Source organism: Pelagerythrobacter marensis, from assembly GCF_036700095.1.
Lineage (GTDB): Bacteria > Pseudomonadota > Alphaproteobacteria > Sphingomonadales > Sphingomonadaceae > Pelagerythrobacter > Pelagerythrobacter marensis_A.
This window is the reverse complement of sequence record NZ_CP144918.1, coordinates 542,652-563,191: the sequence shown is the minus strand read 5'-3', so window position 1 is coordinate 563,191 and position 20,540 is coordinate 542,652. Positions and strand designations below refer to the sequence as shown.

At 66.6% G+C, this 20,540-nt stretch carries 19 protein-coding genes and 1 tRNA gene; 15 read left to right on the top strand and 5 right to left on the bottom strand.

The annotated features are described in order from the left end of the window. Positions 1-47: 47 nt before the first annotated feature. Positions 48-1,043 (top strand): threonine aldolase family protein, encoded by a 996-nt coding sequence (locus V5F89_RS02625; protein WP_338446708.1) that lies wholly within the window; start codon positions 48-50, stop codon positions 1,041-1,043. Next, positions 1,040-1,960, top strand: a complete 921-nt coding sequence (locus tag V5F89_RS02620) for a DMT family transporter (protein WP_338446707.1) — start codon at positions 1,040-1,042, stop codon at positions 1,958-1,960. Before V5F89_RS02625 ends, V5F89_RS02620 begins: the two co-directional genes overlap by 4 nt. A gap of 9 nt (positions 1,961-1,969) precedes the next feature. Here V5F89_RS02620 and V5F89_RS02615 read toward each other — a convergent pair whose 3' ends face one another. Then, entirely contained in the window at positions 1,970-2,767 is a 798-nt protein-coding gene (locus tag V5F89_RS02615; RefSeq protein ID WP_338446706.1) for an SDR family NAD(P)-dependent oxidoreductase, read from the bottom strand. A gap of 54 nt (positions 2,768-2,821) precedes the next feature. On the opposite strand from V5F89_RS02615, the gene pepN reads away from it, so the two are divergent. From pepN to V5F89_RS02575, 8 genes are all read left to right on the top strand, one after another. Next, entirely contained in the window at positions 2,822-5,476 is a 2,655-nt protein-coding gene (gene pepN, locus V5F89_RS02610) for an aminopeptidase N (RefSeq protein WP_338446705.1), read from the top strand. A 43-nt stretch (positions 5,477-5,519) separates the two neighbouring features. Then, positions 5,520-6,221 (top strand): peptidoglycan editing factor PgeF, encoded by a 702-nt coding sequence (gene pgeF, locus V5F89_RS02605; protein WP_338447494.1) that lies wholly within the window; start codon positions 5,520-5,522, stop codon positions 6,219-6,221. Positions 6,222-6,398: 177 nt separating this feature from the next. Further along, positions 6,399-6,986 carry a ubiquinol-cytochrome c reductase iron-sulfur subunit gene (gene petA / locus V5F89_RS02600; protein WP_338446704.1) on the top strand — a complete coding sequence of 196 codons (588 nt, stop codon included), beginning with the start codon at positions 6,399-6,401 and terminating at the stop codon, positions 6,984-6,986. A gap of 17 nt (positions 6,987-7,003) precedes the next feature. Continuing rightward, entirely contained in the window at positions 7,004-8,296 is a 1,293-nt protein-coding gene (locus V5F89_RS02595) for a cytochrome b/b6 (protein WP_338446703.1), read from the top strand. 27 nt (positions 8,297-8,323) lie between these two features. After that, a complete protein-coding gene (locus V5F89_RS02590; protein WP_338446702.1) occupies positions 8,324-9,184 on the top strand; it encodes a cytochrome c1 in 861 nt (286 codons plus the stop codon). 74 nt (positions 9,185-9,258) lie between these two features. Further along, entirely contained in the window at positions 9,259-9,795 is a 537-nt protein-coding gene (locus V5F89_RS02585) for an adenine phosphoribosyltransferase (RefSeq protein ID WP_338446701.1), read from the top strand. A 63-nt stretch (positions 9,796-9,858) separates the two neighbouring features. Next, positions 9,859-11,712, top strand: coding sequence for a sodium:proton antiporter (locus V5F89_RS02580; protein ID WP_338446700.1), 1,854 nt, complete (start codon positions 9,859-9,861; stop codon positions 11,710-11,712). A gap of 17 nt (positions 11,713-11,729) precedes the next feature. After that, positions 11,730-12,317 carry an OmpA family protein gene (locus V5F89_RS02575; protein WP_338446699.1) on the top strand — a complete coding sequence of 196 codons (588 nt, stop codon included), beginning with the start codon at positions 11,730-11,732 and terminating at the stop codon, positions 12,315-12,317. 3 nt (positions 12,318-12,320) lie between these two features. On the opposite strand, the gene V5F89_RS02570 is transcribed toward V5F89_RS02575, so the two are convergent. From V5F89_RS02570 to cysD, 3 genes are read right to left on the bottom strand one after another with little or no spacing between them, the layout of a single operon-like run. Beyond that, the gene (locus V5F89_RS02570; RefSeq protein WP_338447493.1) at positions 12,321-13,058 is read right to left on the bottom strand and encodes a 3'(2'),5'-bisphosphate nucleotidase CysQ; all 738 of its coding nucleotides are present in this window, start codon (positions 13,056-13,058) and stop codon (positions 12,321-12,323) included. Positions 13,059-13,060: 2 nt separating this feature from the next. Beyond that, on the bottom strand, positions 13,061-14,986 hold the full coding sequence (cysN, locus tag V5F89_RS02565) for a sulfate adenylyltransferase subunit CysN (RefSeq protein ID WP_338446698.1): 1,926 nt from the start codon (positions 14,984-14,986) through the stop codon (positions 13,061-13,063). Continuing rightward, the gene (gene cysD / locus V5F89_RS02560; protein WP_338447492.1) at positions 14,986-15,921 is read right to left on the bottom strand and encodes a sulfate adenylyltransferase subunit CysD; all 936 of its coding nucleotides are present in this window, start codon (positions 15,919-15,921) and stop codon (positions 14,986-14,988) included. Before cysD ends, cysN begins: the two co-directional genes overlap by 1 nt. Before the next feature lie 143 nt (positions 15,922-16,064). Between cysD and V5F89_RS02555 the strand changes: the two genes are divergently transcribed. Next, positions 16,065-16,138, top strand: a tRNA-Gly gene (locus V5F89_RS02555). 55 nt (positions 16,139-16,193) lie between these two features. Here the strand turns inward: V5F89_RS02555 and panC are convergent. Further along, positions 16,194-17,060, bottom strand: a complete 867-nt coding sequence (gene panC, locus V5F89_RS02550) for a pantoate--beta-alanine ligase (protein WP_338446697.1) — start codon at positions 17,058-17,060, stop codon at positions 16,194-16,196. Between the two features lie 58 nt (positions 17,061-17,118). Here panC and V5F89_RS02545 point away from each other — a divergent pair, with 58 nt between their 5' ends. From V5F89_RS02545 to V5F89_RS02530, 4 genes are read left to right on the top strand one after another with little or no spacing between them, the layout of a single operon-like run. After that, positions 17,119-17,946 (top strand): division plane positioning ATPase MipZ, encoded by an 828-nt coding sequence (locus V5F89_RS02545; RefSeq protein WP_338446696.1) that lies wholly within the window; start codon positions 17,119-17,121, stop codon positions 17,944-17,946. A 3-nt stretch (positions 17,947-17,949) separates the two neighbouring features. After that, a complete protein-coding gene (locus tag V5F89_RS02540) occupies positions 17,950-18,249 on the top strand; it encodes a J domain-containing protein (protein ID WP_338446695.1) in 300 nt (99 codons plus the stop codon). 9 nt (positions 18,250-18,258) lie between these two features. Beyond that, positions 18,259-19,662 carry a phosphoglucomutase/phosphomannomutase PgmG gene (gene pgmG, locus V5F89_RS02535; RefSeq protein WP_338446694.1) on the top strand — a complete coding sequence of 468 codons (1,404 nt, stop codon included), beginning with the start codon at positions 18,259-18,261 and terminating at the stop codon, positions 19,660-19,662. A 28-nt stretch (positions 19,663-19,690) separates the two neighbouring features. Beyond that, positions 19,691-20,509, top strand: a complete 819-nt coding sequence (locus V5F89_RS02530) for a hypothetical protein (RefSeq protein WP_338446693.1) — start codon at positions 19,691-19,693, stop codon at positions 20,507-20,509. Positions 20,510-20,540 lie beyond the last annotated feature (31 nt).

Sequence of the window (20,540 nt, the reverse complement as noted above, 5' to 3'; positions counted from 1 at the left end):
GCGCTCCTTCTTGCGCTCAACGCTGCGGCGTCTAGACGCGTTCCGCAATGCAGTTCCTGTCCGACAATGCCGCCGCCGTCCACCCGCGCGTGTGGGACGCGATGCGCGCCGCCGATGCGGCCGACGCCCCTTACGACGGCGACCGGCTGTCGCATCGGCTGGACGATGCCTTCGGCGAACTGTTCGGGCGCGAGTGTGCGGCGATCTGGGTTGCGACCGGGACCGCGGCGAACTGCCTTGCGCTTGCAACGCTGGTGCAGCCGCACGGGGGCGTCGTGTGCCACAGCGAAGCCCATATCGAGATGGACGAGGGCGGCGCGCCGGGGTTCTACCTCCACGGAGCCAAGCTGATCCTTGCCGGCGGGGAGGGGGCGAAGCTCGATCCCGGCACCATTCGCACGGCGATCGATCCGATCCGCGACGATGTCCACCAGGTGCAGCCCCATGCGATCTCGGTCACTCAGGCAAGCGAATACGGCCTTTGCTACCGCCCTGACGAACTGGCTGCGATCGCCGGCCTGGCGCGCGAACGCGGGCTGGGCCTGCATGTCGACGGTGCGCGCTTTGCCAATGCGGTTGCCTTCCTCGGCTGTTCGGCGGCGGCGGCGGCGGGGCCGGCCGACGCCTTGAGCTTCGGCTGTATCAAGAACGGCGCGATGAGCGCGGAAGCCGTGGTCTTCTTCGATCCCGCCGCCGCCGACCTCGCCCGCTATCGCCGCAAGAGGGCGGGACATCTGCAATCGAAGGGCCGTTTCCTTGCCGCGCAAGTCCTGGCGATGATCGAGGACGGTCTGTGGCTGGACAACGCGCGCGCGGCCAATACCGCCGCCCGCGAAATCGCCGCCGCGTGCGGCGACCGGCTGATGCACCCGGTGGAGGCGAACGAGCTGTTCGTCCGCCTGACGGAGCAGGAGCGGACCGTGCTGCGCGCGCAGGGTTTCGGATTCTATGACTGGGGGCGGGATGCCGCCCGGTTCGTGACGGCGTGGAACAGCGACCCGAATGCCGTCTCCGCGCTCGCCCGCGCGATTTCCGGCCTGTGAGCAACCCTGCAAACGGCGCGCCGCCGCACGCGCTCCTGCGCCTGCGGATCGCGCTGCCGTTCCTGATCGTGGCCCTGATCTGGGGCTCGACCTGGTATGTCATCACAGGCCAGATTCACGACGTTCCGCCGAGCTGGTCGGTCGCCTATCGCTTCGCTATCGCCACCCCGGCGATGTTCGTCGTGGCGCTGGCGATGCGGCGCTCGCTGGTCGTCGGCCGGGCGGGGCACCTGCTTGCGCTGGCCGTGGGGCTGACCCAGTTCTGCGGCAATTTCAATTTCGTCTATCGGGCGGAGCTGCACCTGACGTCCGGCGTCGTCGCGGTCATGTTCGGCATGCTGATGGTGCCCAACGCGCTCTTCGGCCGCTGGCTGCTCGGCCAGCAGGTGACTCCGCGCTTCCTCGCCGGCAGCGCGGTCGCGATCGCCGGGATCGCGCTGCTGCTGCTGCACGAGGCGCGTCTCTCGCCGCTGGGCGGCAGCGTCCTGCTGGGCGTGGCGCTGGCCGTGGGCGGTATCCTGTCCGCCTCGATCGCCAACGTCATCCAGGCCAACGAGACGGGCCGCGCGCTGCCGATGGCGAGCCTTCTGGCCTGGTCGATGCTCTACGGCACCGGGTTCGACGTCGCGATCGCATGGATCCTGGCCGGCCCGCCCGTGATCCCCGCCGCGCCGGCGTTCTGGGCGGGGACGGTCTGGCTTGCCATTGCCGGTTCCGTCGTGACCTTTCCGCTCTACTACACCATCGTCCGGCAGATCGGCGCGGGCAGGGCGGCCTATAACGGGGTTCTGGTGATCGTGGTCGCCATGCTGATCTCGACCCTGGTGGAAGGATACGCCTGGTCGCCGCTCGCCGTGGCAGGGGCCGTGCTGGGCCTGGGGGGAATGATCATCGCCCTGCGCGCCCGCCACGTCTGACCGCGCGGATCAGATCAGCGCCGCCAGCCCTTCGCGGAAGGTCGGATAGCGCGGCCGCCAGCCGAGCACGCGCCGCGCCTTGCCATTGGCGATCCGGCGGTTTTCGGCGTAGAAGCCGCGCGCCATCACCGACAGGCCGGCCTCGTCCGGGGTCAGCAGGGGCGGCGGGTCGCGGCCGAGCAGGCGGCAGGCTTCCTCCACCACGGCGTTCTGGCTCGCGGGCAGGTCGTCGGCGAGATTGTATGCCCCTGCCGGCGCCTCCAGCGCGGCGAGCACGCCGGACACGATATCGTCCACATGCACGCGGCTGAACACCTGGTCCGGCGCGCCGGGGCCGAGGTCGATCCGGTGCGCCTTGCCCTCGCGAACACGGTCGAGCGCGCTGCGCCCGGGGCCGTAGATTCCGGGCAGGCGGAAAACGCGCGCACCCCGTTCCAGCCATAGCGCATCGGCGGCCGCGCGGGCCGCTCGCCGCCCGGTGCCGACCGGCGCGCTTTCATCGACCCAGGCCCCGCCCGTGTCGCCATAGACCCCGGTGGACGACAAGTATCCGGTCCACCGGCCGCCGTCCGCTCCAAGCTGCTGGCCGTATCGCGTCAGAACCGGGTCCTCGCCGCTCGCGCGGTCGGGCGGGACCGACGACAGCACGTGGTCGGCCCGCGCGAGCGCGGCGTGCACGGCCTCCGCGTCGTCGAAGGCGATATCGCCGTGCCGCCCGGTCCCGGTAACAGCCCAGCCCCGCGCGGACAGCGTGCGGGCGACGCGGCTGGCGGCGTAGCCCATGCCGAAGATGAACATTGTGCGCATATCCGCGTTCTATCCGATGGACGCGCAAGCGAAAGGACCTAGAAGCTGCAAACCATGGATATTCGAACAGACCCCACCACCCCGGACGACAATCCCGAAATGGCCGATGCGGCTCCCGAACCGAAGGAACCGCCGTTGATCCGGCGCGAGGATTACCGCCCTTTCCCCTGGCTGGTCCCGGAAATCGCGCTCGATTTCGATCTCGGCCTCGAGTGGACGCGGGTGAAGGCCAGGCTTACCGTGGCGCGCAATGCCCGCGGCGACCGGGCCGACACGATCCGTCTGCACGGCGACGGGCTGGAGCCGCTGTCGGTCGCGATCGACGGCACGCCGACCGATGGCTGGACGATGGACGAAGGCGACCTGATCCTGCCCCTTTCGGGCGACGCGCACGAAATCGCGATCGAGACCGGGGTCAATCCTTCGGCCAATTCGCAGCTGATGGGGCTCTATGCCTCCAACGGCATGCTGTGCACGCAGTGCGAGGCCGAAGGGTTTCGCCGCATTGCGTTCTTCCCCGACCGGCCCGACGTCCTCTCGACCTACAGGGTGCGGATGGAAGGGCCGCGGGCGCAGTTCCCCGTGCTGCTGTCCAACGGCAACAAAGTGGCCGAAGGCGAGGCGAGCGATGGCCGGCACTGGGCCGAATGGCACGATCCCTGGCCCAAGCCTAGCTATCTTTTCGCGCTCGTGGCAGGCGATCTCGTCGCCCGGTCGGATGAATTCACCACGATGAGCGGGCGCAAGGTCGCGCTGAACGTCTGGGTGCGCGAAGAGGACCTGCCGCGCACCGAACACGCGATGGAATCGCTCAAGCGAGCGATGAAATGGGACGAGGAGACGTTCGGGCGCGAATACGATCTCGATCAGTTCAACATCGTCGCCGTGGGCGATTTCAACATGGGTGCGATGGAGAACAAGGGCCTCAACATCTTCAACACGAAATATGTTCTGGCCGACCCGGAAACCGCGACCGATGGCGATTACGACGCGATCGAGGGGATCATCGGGCACGAATACTTCCACAACTGGTCGGGTAACCGGGTGACTTGCCGCGACTGGTTCCAGCTGTCGCTCAAGGAAGGTTTCACCGTTCTGCGCGACCAGCTTTTCAGCCAGGATCTTCAGGGCGAGGCGGTCAAGCGGATCGAGGACGTGCGCGTCCTTCGCTCGGTCCAGTTCCCCGAGGATTCGGGCCCGCTGGCCCATCCCATCCGGCCCGACAGCTTTCGCGAGATTTCGAACTTCTACACCGCGACCGTCTACAACAAAGGTGCCGAAGTCATCCGCATGATGCGCACGATGGCCGGCCCCGAGGCGTTCCGCGCGGGGACCGATCTCTACTTCGATCGCCACGACGGCGAAGCGGCGACGTGCGAGGATTTCATCAAGGCGATGGAAGACGGCGCCGGCCTGGACCTCGGCCTGTTCCGCCGCTGGTATTCGCAGGCGGGCACGCCCAAGGTCTCGGCCGAGCTTGAGCACCGGGGCGAGACCGCGACCCTGACCTTGCGCCAGTATGTGCCCCCGACGCCGGGCCAGCCGGCCAAGCAGCCGATGCCGATCCCGTTGCGCCTGGCGCTGTTCGATCGCGAGACCGGCGCCCATCGCGGAGAGGAACTGGTCGTTCTGGAAGACGAAGAGACGACGATCGCCTTCGCCGGCTTCTCCACCCCGCCCGTGCTTTCGATCAACAGGGGCTTCTCGGCCCCGGTTTCGATCGAACGCCAGGTGCCGCGCGACGACCTGGTGTTCCTCGCCGCCCATGATGACGACGCCTTCGCCCGGGCGGAGGCGATGCAGGAACTCGTCGTCGGCCACCTGGTCGCCGCAGCGGGCGAAGGGCTCGACGCGAAGGGCCGCGGGCAGGGGCAGGATGCCATTGCGCAGGCCCTCGCCGCCGTGCTCGACGACGATCGGCTGGACGATACGATGCGCGGCGAACTCATGGTCCTGCCGGGCGAGACCTACCTCGCCGAACAGATGCTGGTCGCCGATCCCGGCCGCATCCATCGCGAGCGCGAAGGGTTGAAGCGCTGGCTGGCCGGCGAACTCGGCGACCGTCTGCGCGCCCTGCACGCCAGGGCAAGCGCGGTCCCCTACAGCCTCGACCGGGGCGCGCGGGGTGCGCGCAAGGTCAAGACGCTCGCGCTGTCATACCTTGCCGCCGGCGATCCCGATGCGGCGTCGGAGCTGGCGGCGCAACAATACGATGCGGCCGACAACATGACCGACCGCCAGGGCGCGCTGATGGTGCTGTGCGGGCTCGACAGCGCGGCGCGAACCGACCGGCTGATCGATTTCTATCGCCGTTACGAGGGCAATGCGCTGGCGATCGACAAGTGGTTCAGCCTCCAGGCCATGTCGCTCCATCCGGCAGCGATCGAACACGTCAAGGCCTTGCGCGAGCACGCAGATTTCACCCTGCGCAACCCCAATCGCGTGCGTGCGCTCTACATGGCCTTTGCCGGCAATCCCCACGCCTTCCACGCGCCGAGCGGCGAAGGCTATCGCCTGATCGCGGATCTGATCCTCGATCTCGATCCGATCAACGCGCAGACCGCGGCGCGCTTCGTCGCACCACTCGGCCGCTGGCGCCGGATCGAGCCGAAGCGTGCGGCGCTGATGCGCGCGGAGCTGGAACGGATTGCCGCTGCGCCCGGTCTTTCGCGGGACACGCGCGAGCAGGTGGGGCGCTCGCTTGGTTGAGGCGCTTTCGGCAGGCGCGCTCGAAGGGGTGCCGCACGGATTCATGACCCGGCGGGGCGGCGTTTCGGGCGGCGCGGTGGCCGGGCTGCAATGCGGTTTCGGCGCCGACGACGATCCGGCGGCGGTGCGGCGGAACCGGCAGCTGGCCGCCGAAGCGGTCCTGCCCGGGGCGCGGCTGGTCGGCTTGCACCAGGTCCACTCGTCCGATGTCGTGGTCGTGGACGATCCCTGGCCTGAAGAAGAGCGCCCCAGGGCCGATGCCCTGGTGACTGGCCGGCCGGGCCTTCTGCTCGGCATCGTCACCGCCGATTGCGCGCCGGTCCTGCTGGCCGATCGCGCGGCCGGGGTGGTGGGCGCCGCCCATGCCGGTTGGCGCGGCGCGCAGGCCGGCGTGCTGGAAAATACGGTCGAGGCGATGGTCGCGCTGGGGGCGGACCGCTCCGCAATCGCGGCGGCGATCGGGCCCTGCATCATGCAGCAAAGCTACGAAGTGGACGACGGGTTCCGCGCCCGTTTCGGTAGCCGCGAAAGCCGCTTTTTCGTACCGGGCCGGCCTGGCCACTGGCAGTTCGACCTGCCCGCCTATGCCGCCATGCGATTGCGCTCGGCGGGTGTGGAACGGGTCGAGGCTCTTTGCCGCGACACTTATGCGGAGCCGGAGCTTTTCTATTCGTTTCGCCGGGCCACACACCGGGGGGAGCCGAATTACGGGCGCCTGATCTCGCTGGTCGGGTTGTCCGCATAGGCTTTCCATCGTTGGAAAAAGGCGGTTGGCAGCGGTGGCTTTCGCGTCTACAGGCCGCCCAAACCGGCTCCGCAGGGGGCCTCGTCCGCATGTGTGCGGATGACGGTCGTGTGGGGGTCCTCCCCGCCGGCAGCGGGCCGGATCAGGGCAAGACACGTCGGAACTAAGGCAGAACTGATGGCTGATACGACTGGCGCCGCGACACCCGAAGCCGTCGCCGATCCGCACGATGCGGGGCATGGCGATGGGGTGCACCGGCGCGATTTCATCAACATTGCGGCGGTCAGCGCCGCGGGTTTCGGCGGGGTTGCGGTTCTCTATCCGCTGATCAGCCAGATGGCGCCTTCGGCCGACGTCCTTGCCGAAAGCACGACCGAGGTCGACGTTTCGGCGATCGAGCCGGGCCAGTCGATCAAGGCGGTTTTCCGCAAGCAGCCGCTGTTCGTGCGCCGCCTTACGGCGAAGGAAATCGCGGCAGCCAACGCGGTCGACGTCAGTTCGCTGCGCGACCCGCAGACCCTGCAGGAACGGACCAAGGAAGGGCACGAGGACGTGCTCGTGACGATGGGCGTGTGCACCCATCTGGGCTGCGTGCCGCTGGGCGCGGCGGAAGGCGAGAACAAGGGTGAATTCGGCGGCTATTTCTGCCCCTGCCACGGCTCGCACTACGACACGGCCGCGCGCATCCGCAAAGGTCCGGCACCGACCAATCTCGAAGTGCCGGAATACGAGTTCACGTCCGACACCGTGATTCGCGTCGGCTGAGGAGCGAGAGACAGAAAATGAGCTTCCCCTGGGCGAAGGAATATACGCCGACCAACCCGGTCATGAAATTCTTCGACGAGAAACTGCCTCTGCCGCGGCTCGTCTACAACGCCGTCGGCGCCGGCTATCCGGTGCCGCGCAATCTCAACTACATGTGGAATTTCGGCGTTCTGGCCGGGTTCTTCCTCGTGCTGCAGATCGTCACCGGGATCGTGCTGGCGATGCACTATGCATCGGACGCGACCGTCGCCTTCGGCAAAGTCGAGCACATCATGCGCGACGTGAACTGGGGCTGGCTGATGCGCTATGCCCACGCCAACGGTGCGAGCTTCTTCTTCATCGTCATCTACCTGCATATCTTCCGCGGGTTCTACTACTCCTCGTACAAGGCGCCGCGCGAGATGGTGTGGCTGCTGGGCGTGGTCATCTTCCTGCTGATGATGGCGACCGCGTTCATGGGTTACGTGCTCCCCTGGGGCCAGATGAGCTTCTGGGGCGCGAAGGTCATCACCGGCCTGTTCGGCGCGATCCCCGTGGTCGGCGAGCCGCTGCAGGTCTGGCTGCTGGGCGGTTATGCGCCCGACGACGCGGCGCTCAACCGCTTCTTCTCGCTGCACTTCCTGCTGCCTTTCGTGATTGCGGGCGTCGTCATCCTGCACATCTGGGCGCTGCACATTCCCGGATCGTCGAACCCCACCGGGGTCGAGGTGAAGAGCGAGAGCGACACCGTGCCCTTCCACCCGTACTACACGGCGAAGGACGGTTTCGGGCTGGGCGTGATCCTGGTCCTGTTCGCGATCATGGTGTTCTTCCTGCCCAATGCCCTGGGCCACCCGGACAACTATATCGAGGCGAACCCGCTCTCGACCCCGGCGCATATCGTTCCCGAATGGTACTTCTGGCCGTTCTACGCGATCCTGCGCGCCTTCACGATGGACTTCATCCTGCCGGCGAAGCTGTGGGGCGTGATCGCGATGTTCGCCGCGATCCTGCTGTGGTTCTTCCTGCCCTGGCTCGACCGTTCGCCGGTGCGCAGCGGCCACTATCGCCCGCTGTTCCGCAAGTTCTTCTGGTTCGGGCTGATCCCGGCGATGGCGGTGCTGTTCTATTGCGGCGGCGCCCCGGCGGAAGAGCCCTACGTCATGCTGAGCCAGATCGCGACCGCGTACTACTTCCTGCACTTCCTCGTGATCCTGCCGCTCGTCTCCTCGTTCGAGAAGCCCGAGCCGCTGCCCTACTCGATCACCGAAGCCGTGCTGGGGTCGGACAAGAAGGCCGTGCTCGGCGAAAACACGACGCCCGCGACCTGAGTTGAGGACGAGAGAAAGAGACGCACAATGATCCGGCCTATCGCAATCCTCGTCGGTCTCGGCTTCAGCATCGTGGTGCTGCTGGCCTTCGTCACCGGCGCCTACACCTGGGCGACCGAAGAGGCCCAGCACACTGCCGAGCACGAATTCCATCTCGCGCCCCATGGGCCCGAGGGCGGCTTCCAGCACGACGGGCCCTTCGGCACCTGGGACATGGCGCAGCTCCAGCGCGGTTATCAGGTCTACAAGGAAGTCTGCGCCGCCTGCCACAGCCTCAAGTACGTCGCCTTCCGCGATCTTGCGGGGCTGGGTTACACCGAAGGCCAGATCAAGGCCGAGGCGGCCAGCTACCAGGTGCCGGGCATCAACCCGGACACCGGCGAAGAGACCTTTCGCCCGGGCCTGCCGACCGACTATTTCCCCTCGCCCTATCCCAATGCGGTTGCGGCTGCCGCGGCCAACAACAATGCGATTCCGCCCGATCTTTCGCTGATGACCAAGGCGCGTCATCACGGGCCGGAATACGTCTATTCGCTGTTGACCGGCTACGGACCGATCCCCGACGAGCTGAAGGCGGAATTCCCCGACTTCGAAACGCCGGCGGGCCTGCATTTCAACCGGTATTTCCCCAATCTCAACCTCGCGATGGCGCCGCCGATCACGGCGGATGGCCAGGTGACTTATGCCGAGGGGAATCCCGAGCCGACGATCCGGCAGATGAGCGCCGACGTGGCCGCGTTCCTCACCTGGACGGCAGAGCCCAAGATGGTGGAACGCCGCCAGACGGGGTGGCCGGTGCTCGGCTTCCTGATCTTCGCCACGATCCTGGCCTTCTTCGCCAAGAAGCAGGTCTGGTCCAGCGTTTCGCCGAAACGCGAACACGGCTGACACGGTTTGCGACGCGCAGAATGCCCCCCTCCATCGGCAGCGATGCGAGGGGGCTTTTGCGTCGGATATGAGCGATGACGCTTGCGGATCTCAAGGCCATCGTCCGAACCGTGCCGGACTTCCCCGCGCCCGGCGTGCAGTTCCGCGATATAACCACTCTGATCGGCCATGGCGCCGGCTTTGCGGCGGCAGTCGGGCATCTGGCCGGCCGGGCGCGGAGCGCGGGAGCGCAAGCGATCGCAGGCATGGAGGCGCGGGGGTTCATTTTCGGCGCCGCGGTGGCGGTGCAACTGGGCGTCGGTTTCGTGCCGGTGCGCAAGCCGGGGAAGCTGCCGGCGGCAACGATCGGGGTCGACTATGCCCTCGAATACGGCAGCGACCGTCTGGAGGTCGATCCCGATGCGATCGCCGCCGGGACGAGCGTGGTCATCGTCGACGATCTGATCGCGACCGGCGGTACGGCGCTTGCGGCCGCGGCGCTCTTGCGCAAGGCCGGCGCCAGTGTGCCGATCGCGCTGTTCGTGATAGACCTGCCCGATCTGGGCGGGGCGGAGAGGTTGCGCGCCGACGGGATCGCGGTCGACGCGCTGATGCAGTTCGAGGGCGATTGACGGGATAGATTCCGCCCTTCGCGCGTATTTGCGAAGGGCGGCAGAGGGGGAGCACTCCGACAGATGGAAGAACAGGCTCTCGTCATCGCGCTGGTGGGCGTGCTCGGGATCGGCGCACAATGGGTCGCCTGGCGCACCGGTTGGCCGGCCATCGTGCTGATGCTGGCGGCAGGTTTTCTTGCCGGTCCTGTGCTCGGCCTGTTCGATCCCGAACACGCGTTCGGCGAACTGCTGGAGCCGATGGTTGCCATCGGGGTCGCGCTCATTCTGTTCGAAGGGGGCCTGAGCCTCGATCTGCGCGAACTGCGCCATGCCGGCGATGCGGTCTGGCGCCTGGTGCTGTTCGGCGTGCCGATCGGATGGCTGCTGGGCAGTTTCGCGGGCTATTACATCGCCGGCCTTGTCTGGCCGGTGGCGATCCTGTTCGCCGGCATCCTGGTGGTGACCGGCCCGACCGTGGTCCTGCCGATGCTGCGCCAGTCGAATGTCCAGCCGCGCCCCGCGGCGGTGCTGAAGTGGGAAGCGATCGTCAACGATCCGATCGGGGCGCTCTGTGCCGTGATCGCCTACGAATATTTCCGCATGGTCGCCGCCGCGCCCGATGCCACCGTGGTCGAGGTCGTCCCGCCGATGATCATCGCGGCCATCCTGGCGGGCGGAATCGGCTATGTCGCCGCGCGTTTCGTCGCCTGGTCGTTCCCGCGCGGGCTGATCCCGGAGTACCTGAAAGTTCCGGTCCTGCTGACGATGGTGATCAGCGTTTTCGTGCTGAGCAACAAGATCGAGCACGAAGCCGGGCTGGTCGCCGTGACGGTGATGGGCGTCGCGCTCGCGAACATGAACGTCTCCAGCCTCCGCTCGATCCATCCGTTCAAGCAGAACATTGCCGTCCTGCTGGTTTCGGGCATTTTCGTGCTGCTGTCGGCTTCGCTCGACTACAGCGAGCTCAGCTATCTCAACTGGCGCTTCGGGCTGTTCCTGCTCGCGCTGCTGTTCCTCGTCCGCCCGCTGACGATCCTGACCAGCCTGCTGTTCAGCTCGGTCCCGTGGAACGAGCGGCTGTTCCTTGCCTGGATCGCTCCGCGCGGGATCGTGCTGGTGGCGATTTCCGGCCTCTTCGCCCTGCGCCTGTCCGATCTCGGCTATGCCGATGGCGAGGTTCTGATCGGCCTCAGCTTCGCGGTGGTGGTCGTGACGATCGTCGCGCACGGTTTCACCGTCAACCTCGTGGCGCGGCTGCTGGGCGTGAAAGGCACCAGTCGCCCGGGACTGCTGATCGTGGGCAGCACGCCCTGGACGATCGCGCTGGCGCAGGAGATGCTGTCGCTCAAGACTCCGGTCATGATCGTCGATTCCAGCTGGCAACGCCTGGCGGCCGCCCGGCGGGCGGGGCTGCCCTATTATCATGGGGAGATCCTGAACGAGGCGACCGAACACAATCTCGACCTCTCCCCGTTCCAGGTCCTCGTCGCCGCGACCGAGAACGAGGCGTACAATACGCTGGTCTGCAACGAGTTCGCTTACGAGATCGGGCGGGATACCGTGTACCAGCTCGGCGAAGCCGCCGACGAGGCCGACAAACATGCCATCCCTTCGTCCCTGCGCGGGCGCGCCTTGTTCGAATCGGGCTTCGGCGTCGCGGACGTGAACGAACGCCAGGCCAAAGGCTGGGTGTTCCGCAAGACCAAGCTTTCGGAGGAATTCGACTTCGACGACGCACGCGAATTGCTGCCGGAGGAGGGTCATCTTCTCCTGCTGGTGCGCAAGGGAGGAACGCTGCGCTTCTTCACCCATGCCGCGCGGCCCGACCCGAGGCCGGGCGACACGATCATTTCGTTCACCCCGCCCAAAAGCCGGCCGGCGGGGGAGGCAGTGCGGTCTCCGGCGTCCGACGAACCGGATGCGCAGCCGGCATGAGCGAGAGGACAAGCACTATGAAACGATGGGCTGCGGCGACGGCCGCACTCGCACTCGCGGGCTGCAACGGCAGCGAGGAGCCCGCTGCGCCGGAACCCAGCTCCGCGCCGACGACAGAGCCGACGTCGATCATACGGCCCGACGTGGAGGTCGACCGGATCGAACCCGCGCTCGAACCGCTGGAGGCCAGCGTTACTTTCGCGGATGCCGGGGGCACGCTGTCGGACGATGCGATCGCCGATCTCGAGGCGATCGTGCGGTCGCCCCAGATGGAAGCAGGGGGTGCGATCGTTCTGCGCGGCCACACCGATTCGGTCGGCGACGACGAAACCAACCTGCGCGTTTCGCGCCGCCGCGCGGAAATGGTGCGCGACTGGCTGGTCGAACACGGGGTGGACGAGCAGCGGATTCGCATCATCGCTCTGGGCGAGCAACGCCCGATCGCGCCCAATGCCAACCCCGACGGTTCGCCCGACGAAGCCGGCCGTGCTGCCAACCGCCGGGTGGACGTTGCCATCGCCGTTCCCGCCGATAATGCGGACGGCGCGGCGCAAGAGGCGGGCGAGGCAGGATCGTCGCCCGAAGGCGCGCCTGCGGCCGAATAGCGATCAGGCGGTCTGCCGAACTGCCTCGAGCACGCGCTCGGCCCATTCCGGCCGGCAGATAAGGACATCGGGCAGCGACGTATCGGGGCCGTTGTAACGCAAGGGGCTGCCATCGATGCGCGAACAGTGCAGCCCGTGGGCGGCGGCAACCGCGACCGGGGCGCAATTGTCCCACTGGTATTGCCCGCCTGTGTGGAGGTAGATTTCCGCCGCGCCGCGGACCACGGCCATGGCCTTGGCCCCGGCCGAGCCCATTGCGACCAGTTCGCCGCCGATCGCCTGCGCGACCGCCTCGGCCTGCTTGGCGGGACGGGTGCGGCTGACGACCAGGCGCGGCCGGTCGGCCGCCGGCGGGAGCGGCGCCACGCGATCGCTGCGCAGCACTTCCCCGCCGTTGAGGTCGGGCAGCGCGACGGCCCCGGCGGCGGCTTCGCCTTCGATCGACAGCCCGACGTGGACCGCCCAGTCCGTGCGGGCCTCACCATATTCGCGCGTCCCGTCGACCGGATCGATGATCCAGACGCGATCCTTGTCGAGGCGGGTCAGTGTATCGCGGCTTTCCTCCGACAGGATCCCGTCGTCCGGGCGCTGCGCCCTGAGCGCGTGCAGCAGGTAGCGGTTGGAGACTTCGTCTCCCGCGCTGCCGAGCTGCTTGCCTTCGAACATGGCGCTTTCGCGCACTTCTATCAGAATGCGTCCGGCAATGCGGGCGAGGTGCGCGGCCAATTCGGCATCGGTCATCGTCATTTGAGTGGGAGAATCCTGGAAATGATGTAGTCGGCTGCCTCTTCGACCGTCATCTCGACGGTGTTGACGCGGATCTCGGGGTCTTCCGGTTCCTCGTAAGGGCTGTCGATCCCGGTGAAGTTCTTCAACTCGCCGCTGCGTGCCTTCTTGTACAGCCCCTTCACATCGCGCGCCTCGGCCACTTCGAGCGGGGTGTCGACGAAGATCTCGATGAACTCGCATTCGTCCATCATCGCGCGGACCATCTGCCGCTCCGCGCGGAACGGGCTGATGAAGGCGGTCAGCACGATCAGGCCGGCATCGGTCATCAGCTTGGCCACTTCGCCCACGCGGCGAATGTTCTCGATCCGGTCGGCTTCGGTAAAGCCGAGGTCCTTGTTGAGCCCGTGGCGGACGTTGTCGCCGTCGAGCAGGAACGTGTGCCGGTTCATCAGGTTGAGCTTTTGCTCGACCGCGTTGGCGATGGTCGACTTGCCCGACCCGGAAAGCCCGGTGAACCAAAGCACCCGCGGGCGCTGGTTCTTCATCGCGGCGTGATCCTCGCGCGTGATTGTGGTCGGCTGCCAGTGGACGTTCTGCGCGCGACGCAGGCTGAAATGGAGCATGCCGGCGCCGACCGTGGCATTGGTCATCTTGTCGATCAGGATGAACCCGCCCAGCGCACGGCTCTCGGCATACGGTTCGAACACGATCGGCCGCTCGGTTCGCAGTTCGGCGACGCCGATGGCGTTGAGGCCGAGCGTCTTGGCCGCGAGATGCTCCATCGTATTGACGTTGATCTCGTATTTCGGCTCCTGCACCGTGGCGGTCACAGTCTGGGTGGCGAGCTTGAGCCAGTATCCGCGCCCCGGCTTGAGCGCCTCGTCGTTCATCCACACGATCGTCGCCTCGAACTGGTCGGACGATTCCGGCGGATTGTCGGCCGCGGCAATCACGTCGCCGCGCGAACAATCGACTTCGTCTTCCAGCGTGAGCGTGACCGACTGGCCGGCGACAGCCTCGTCCCGTTCGCCGTCGAACGTCACGATCGACCGGATCGTGCTGGTCTTGCCCGATGGGACGACGCGCACTTTGTCGCCGGGTTTGACGGTGCCTCCGGCGACGAGGCCGGAAAAGCCGCGGAAGTCGAGGTTGGGCCGGTTCACCCACTGCACCGGCATGCGAAAGGCTCGCGCCTGCGCTGCCGTATTGGCGATCTCCACTGTTTCAAGATGCTCGATCAGGCTCGGCCCCTCGTACCACGGCGTGTTGGCCGATGGTGCGGCGGTGATATTGTCGCCCTTGAACCCGGAAATCGGGATCGCCGTGAAATCCTCGATGCCGATCTCCTGCGCAAACGCGCGATAGTCGGCGACGATCGTTTCGAACCGGTCCCTGTCGTAATCGACCAGATCCATCTTGTTCACCGCCAGCACCACGTGGCGGATGCCGATCAGGTGCGCAAGGTAGGAATGGCGTCGCGTCTGGACCAGCACGCCCTTGCGCGCATCGACCAGGATCACCGCGAGGTCGGCGGTCGATGCGCCGGTGACCATATTGCGCGTATATTGCTCGTGCCCCGGCGTATCGGCGACGATGAACTTGCGTTTCTGCGTCGCGAAGAAGCGATAGGCGACATCGATCGTGATGCCCTGCTCGCGCTCGGCCGCCAGGCCGTCGACCAGCAGGGCGAAATCGAGATCCTGCCCCTGGGTGCCGACCTTCTTCGAATCCGCTTCCAGGCTGGCGAGCTGGTCTTCGAAGATCATCTTCGAATCGTAAAGCAGCCGCCCGATCAGGGTCGACTTGCCGTCGTCCACGCTGCCGCAGGTGATGAAGCGCAAAAGCCCCTTGTTCTGATGCTGCTCCAGATAGGCGTCGATATCCTCGGCGATCAGGCTGTCCGCCTTGTAGGCCGGCTCGTGCGAAGCGTCGTGGGCCATCAGAAGTACCCCTCCTGCTTCTTCTTCTCCATGCCGGCGCCGCCCTCGTCCTTGTCGATCGCGCGGCCCTGGCGTTCGCTGGTGGTGGTGAGGAGCATTTCCTGCACCACTTCGCTCAAGGTCGCCGCCTCGCTCTCGACCGCGCCGGTCAGGGGATAGCAGCCCAGTGTGCGGAAGCGGATCGAGCGCATGACCGGTTCCTCCCCCGGCTCCAGCGGGAAGCGGTCGTCGTCGACCATCAGCAGCAATCCGTCGCGTTCCACCGTCGGGCGCGGCGCGGCGAGGTAGAGGGGGACGATCTCGATTCCTTCGGCCATGATGTATTGCCAGATGTCGAGTTCGGTCCAGTTCGACAGCGGGAAAACGCGGATGCTCTCGCCCTTGGCCTTTTTGGCGTTGTAAAGGTTCCACAGTTCGGGGCGCTGGTTCTTCGGGTCCCAGCCGTGGCTCGCCGTACGGAACGAGAAAATCCGCTCTTTCGCGCGGCTCTTCTCCTCGTCGCGGCGCGCTCCGCCGAATGCGGCGTCGAAGCCGTAATGGTCGAGCGCCTGTTTCAACCCTTGCGTCTTCCACATGTCGGTGTGCAGCGGACCGTGGTCGAACGGGTTGATCCCGCGCTCCATCGCTTCCGGATTGCGCCAGACGAGCAGTTCCATTCCGGCCTTCTCGGCCATCCTGTCGCGCATCTCGTACATCGCGGTGAATTTCCAGGTCGTATCGACATGGAGCAGGGGGAAGGGCGGGGGCGACGGGTGGAAGGCCTTGCGGGTGAGATGTAGCATGACCGCGCTGTCCTTGCCCACCGAATAGAGCATGACGGGGCGCACGGCCTCGGCCGCGACTTCGCGCATGATATGGATGCTCTCGGCCTCGAGCCGTTCGAGATGAGTCAGTCGACGCATGACGTTATGGAAAGTTCTGCCCCTGCTGGAGATCGGCCATGCTGGCTAGCCCATTGGCAGACCGGCGCAAAAGCGGATTTGCTTGGGGGGCGGCAAGGTAAGCCTGCCCCTATGCAGGTTTTCCAAACGCGATATTGCGAATCCGCGCCGATGATGGCAACGCATGGATCGAGCGGGCGGGTATAGCTTAGTGGTAAAGCCCCAGCCTTCCAAGCTGGTTATGCGGGTTCGATTCCCGCTACCCGCTCCATCCCTCCTCCATCCCCGACAAGATTCCGGGCGGAACAGCTTGCGGCCACCGGCGTTCAGTCGCCTTGCGGCCCGACCGGCATGTTGTCGATCAGCCGGGTTCCCTCGATCCGGGCCGCCACCAGCAGGCGGGCGGGGCGAGGGCCGAGCGCGTCGAGCGGGGCGAGGGTTGCCGCATCGGCAAGGTCCGCATAATCGACATGTGCGAAGCCGGCGCCCAGCAGCGCCTCCTCCAGCATGGCAAGGGTCGGCGCCACCTCGGCGCCGCCCTCTATCCGCGCAATCGCTTCGCGCATCGCGCGGGGAAGAACGGCCGCCGCCGTTCGCGCTTTCGGCGAGAGATAGCGATTGCGGCTCGACATCGCGAGCCCGTCCGCCTCGCGCACGGTCGGCACGCCGTGAATCGCGCCCGCATGCGGTGCGACCAGATCGAGGTCGCGGGCCATGCGGCGGATCACCGCGAGCTGCTGCCAGTCCTTCTCGCCGAACAGCGCGAGATCGGGGCGGACCTGGTTGAACAGCTTGCACACCACCGTCGCCACCCCGTCGAAATGTCCGGGGCGGCTGTCACCGCAGAAGCCTTCGCTGACCCCGGCTACGGAAATCGCAGTGGCAAAGCCATCGGGATACATCTGCGCCACATCGGGCGCCCACAGCAGGTCGGCCCCTTCCGCCTCCAGCATCCGCGCATCTTCGGCTAGCTGGCGGGGGTAGGCGTCGAGATCCTCGCCGGGTCCGAACTGCGTCGGGTTCACGAAGATCGACACGGCCACCCGGTCCGCCCGCCGCCGCGCCTCGCGCACGAGCGTCAGGTGCCCTTCGTGCAATGCGCCCATCGTCGGCACCAGGGCGAGGGTCTTGCCCCCATCCCGCAGCCGGGCGATGGCCGTTCTCAACATTTCAAGCTCGGTCGCGGTTTGCACGGGCCCGGGGCCTCCGATAAAGCTGGACTGCGCGCCAACTAGCCGCTGGCGCCCGCCAATGACAACAGACAGGAAGCCTGCCCCCGTGCCCGACCAGCGCCCCCATCGGATCGTCTTCGCCAACGAAAAGGGCGGGACCGGCAAGTCGACGACCGCGGTCCATGTCGCCGTGGCGCTGGCCTATCGCGGCGCGCGGGTTGCCGCGCTCGATCTGGATTCGCGCCAGCGCACGATGCACCGCTATTTCGAGAATCGCGGAGAAACGGAAGAACGGCGCTCTATCCGTCTGCCGAGCGCGCAATGCGAGGTCTTCGGCGGCCGCGATACCGATGAGTTCGAGAGCGCCCTCGAACGTCTGGGCGAAGGATCGGATTTCATCGTCATCGATACGCCCGGCCGCGACGATCCCCTGGCCCGCCACGCAGCGACCGGGGCGGACACCCTTGTCACGCCGCTCAACGACAGCTTCGTCGATTTCGATCTGATCGGGCAGGTCGACGCCGAAAGTTTCAAGGTCCGCAGGCTCAGTTTCTATGCCGAGCTGATCTGGGAAACCCGCAAGACCCGCGCGCTCGAGCGGCGCCAGGAAATCGACTGGGTCGTCGTGCGCAATCGCACCGGCCATGTCGAGGCGCGCAATATGCAGCGGATCGAACGCGCGCTGGCCGAACTTTCCAAGCGCGCCGGTTTCCGGGTGGCTCGCGGCCTGTCGGAACGCGTGATCTATCGCGAACTGTTCCCGTCGGGCCTGACCCTGCTCGACAAGGGGCATCTGGGGGAGCTTGGCACCAGCCACCTCGTCGCACGCCAGGAACTGCGCAGCCTGGTGGCCGGGCTCCACCTGCCGGAAACGGCGCGCCGATCTTCGGAACTGGAGCTGGCCTGAGCCATGCTGCGGCTGATCGTCATCGTGGCGGCGATTTCGATCGGCTGCAGAATGCTCCTCGGCAAATGGCCGTGGGACTATCTCCGCGCCGGCTCTCCGCGCCGGCAGGCGGTGTCGCGCGCCCGGCGATTGCTCGGCGTGGCCGACAATGCCGATCGCGCGGAAATAATTGCCGCGCACAAGCGTTTGGTCGCCGTGGTCCACCCCGATCGGGGCGGGACCGCCGGGCAGGTGCACGAAGCCAACGCTGCGCGCGACCTGCTGCTCGATCAACTGCCCCCGCATGGGCTCGACCAATCCTGAAGGGATCGCATGGCGCATCAGTTTCATTCCACCGTTCTGCGCGAATACGACATTCGCGGCATCATCGGCGAAACGCTCGGCCCGGACGATGCCCGGGCCATCGGACGCAGCTTTGCCACTCTCCTGCGCGAGGCGGGCGGTCGCACCGTCGCAGTAGGATACGACGGCCGCGTCAGCTCGCCCACGCTCGAGCACGCCCTGGTCGAAGGGCTGACGGCGAGCGGCTGCGATGTGGTGCGGATCGGGATGGGACCGACGCCGATGCTCTATTTCGCGGAAGCCTCAGCCGAGGAAGTGCATGGCGGCATACAGATAACCGGCAGCCATAATCCCCCCAATTACAACGGCTTCAAGATGGTATTCCAGGGCCGGCCGTTCTTCGGGGAGGACATCCAGCGGCTCGGCCGGCTGGCCGGCGACGGGGCCTGGCACGACGGTTCCGGCACTGTCGAAACACGCGAGATCATGGAAGCCTATGTCGATCGCCTGCTCGCCGGCCTCGACGGGATCGATCGCGGCATGCTGGCCGATCTGCGGGTCGGCTGGGATGCGGGCAACGGTGCGGCCGGTCCCGCGCTCGAGGCGCTTGCCGCGCGCCTGCCGGGCGAACACCACCTTCTCTACACCGATGTCGACGGCAGTTTCCCAAACCATCATCCCGACCCCACTGTCGAGGAGAATCTGGCGGACCTGCGCACGCTGGTCGCGGAAAAGAACCTCGATTTCGGCGTCGCATTCGACGGTGACGGCGACCGGATCGGTGCGATCGACGGCGAAGGGCGCGTGATCTGGGGCGACCAGCTGCTTTCGATCTATGCCGAAGACCTCCTGACGCGACAGCCGGGCGCGACGGTTATCGCCGATGTGAAGGCCAGCCGCGCCCTGTTCGACCAGGTCGCGGCGCTGGGGGGGCAGCCGATCATGTGGAAGACCGGGCACTCGCTGATAAAGTCCAAAATGAAGGAAACTCGCGCGCCGCTCGCGGGCGAGATGAGCGGGCATGTGTTCTTCGCCGACGATTACTACGGCTATGACGATGCGCTTTACGCCGGGGTTCGCCTGCTGGCCGCGAGTGCTCGGCTGGGCAAGTCGGTCACCGCGCTGCGCGGGGCGATGCCGGCGATGATCAATACGCCCGAGATGCGTTTCCAGGTCGATGAAGAGCGCAAGTTCGCTGCCATCGACGAAGTTCGCGCGCGGCTGGCCGAGGGGCCGGCGCAAGTCGACGGCACCGATGGCGTGCGAGTGACGACCGAGGACGGCTGGTGGCTGCTGCGCGCCTCGAACACGCAGGACGTGCTCGTTGCCCGGGCAGAAAGCGACAGCGAAGCGGGGCTGAAACGACTGATGGCGCAGATCGACGAACAGCTTGCCCTGTCGGGCCTGGAGCGCGGTTCACAGGCCGGGCACTGAGATCGGCAATCGAGCGAGGAAGCGAATCGTGAAGGCAAAGACTCTGGTCGTCGCGGCGGCCCTGATATCGACACCCCTGTCCACCCTCGCCGCGCAGGAACCGGACCCTGCCGCCCAAAGCATGGAAGAGGTGGAGGCTCTGGCGGCCGAACTGGCGAACCTCTTCCCCAGCGATCCGCTGACTGCCGAACAGGAAGCGCGCCTGCCGCAAGCCGAAGCGGTGGTTGCGCGGATCTTCCCGCCAGGGACCTATGCCCGCATGATGGACGAAACCATGGAGCCGATGATGGAGGCGATCATGGGCTCGATGCAACAGGTGCCGCTGGCGCAGCTCGCCGCGATCGGCGGGCTGGACGAGAGCGACATTGCCGAAATGGGCGACGCGCGGCTGGGAGAGGTGCTGGCGATCCTCGACCCGGCTCATGAGCAGCGCAACGCCATTTTTGCGCAAGTCACGTCGGAGATGGTCGGCGCCCTGATGCAACGGATCGAACCTTCGTATCGTGCAGGGCTGGCGCGCGCTTATGCGGTGCGGTTCGAGCGTTCGGACCTGGTCGAGCTCGACCGGTTTTTCCAAACCCCGACCGGGGGCCGTTATGCCGCCGAATCGATGCTCATCTTCGCCGATCCGCAAGTGATGTCGGCGATGAACGAGGTGATGCCGGCAGTGCTGGAGATGATGCCGGCAATGATCGAGAACTTGCAGGAACGGAGCGCGCAGTTGCCCGAGCCGCGGCGGCTTTTCGACCTCACCGACGACGAAATCGAGCGCCTGTCGCGCCTGCTCGGCGTTCCGGTGGAGGACGTGCGCGACGCAGCCGCGAGCGACGGGAAGGGGCGCGAATAGTACGGCCCTTCGCCATCGCATGGCGGGGCAG

Excerpts from the sequence above, each read along its gene's own strand:
- cysN (WP_338446698.1), bottom strand. The coding sequence starts at position 14,986 with ATGGCCCACGACGCTTCGCACGAGCCGGCCTACAAGGCGGACAGCCTG.
- V5F89_RS02625 (WP_338446708.1), top strand. The coding sequence starts at position 48 with ATGCAGTTCCTGTCCGACAATGCCGCCGCCGTCCACCCGCGCGTGTGG.
- pepN (WP_338446705.1), top strand. The coding sequence starts at position 2,822 with ATGGATATTCGAACAGACCCCACCACCCCGGACGACAATCCCGAAATG.
- V5F89_RS02575 (WP_338446699.1), top strand. The coding sequence starts at position 11,730 with ATGAAACGATGGGCTGCGGCGACGGCCGCACTCGCACTCGCGGGCTGC.
- V5F89_RS02540 (WP_338446695.1), top strand. The coding sequence starts at position 17,950 with ATGCTGCGGCTGATCGTCATCGTGGCGGCGATTTCGATCGGCTGCAGA.
- V5F89_RS02595 (WP_338446703.1), top strand. The coding sequence starts at position 7,004 with ATGAGCTTCCCCTGGGCGAAGGAATATACGCCGACCAACCCGGTCATG.
- V5F89_RS02615 (WP_338446706.1), bottom strand. The coding sequence starts at position 2,767 with ATGCGCACAATGTTCATCTTCGGCATGGGCTACGCCGCCAGCCGCGTC.
- V5F89_RS02545 (WP_338446696.1), top strand. The coding sequence starts at position 17,119 with ATGACAACAGACAGGAAGCCTGCCCCCGTGCCCGACCAGCGCCCCCAT.
- pgeF (WP_338447494.1), top strand. The coding sequence starts at position 5,520 with ATGACCCGGCGGGGCGGCGTTTCGGGCGGCGCGGTGGCCGGGCTGCAA.
- V5F89_RS02590 (WP_338446702.1), top strand. The coding sequence starts at position 8,324 with ATGATCCGGCCTATCGCAATCCTCGTCGGTCTCGGCTTCAGCATCGTG.
- V5F89_RS02585 (WP_338446701.1), top strand. The coding sequence starts at position 9,259 with ATGACGCTTGCGGATCTCAAGGCCATCGTCCGAACCGTGCCGGACTTC.
- petA (WP_338446704.1), top strand. The coding sequence starts at position 6,399 with ATGGCTGATACGACTGGCGCCGCGACACCCGAAGCCGTCGCCGATCCG.
- V5F89_RS02570 (WP_338447493.1), bottom strand. The coding sequence starts at position 13,058 with ATGACCGATGCCGAATTGGCCGCGCACCTCGCCCGCATTGCCGGACGC.
- V5F89_RS02580 (WP_338446700.1), top strand. The coding sequence starts at position 9,859 with ATGGAAGAACAGGCTCTCGTCATCGCGCTGGTGGGCGTGCTCGGGATC.
- pgmG (WP_338446694.1), top strand. The coding sequence starts at position 18,259 with ATGGCGCATCAGTTTCATTCCACCGTTCTGCGCGAATACGACATTCGC.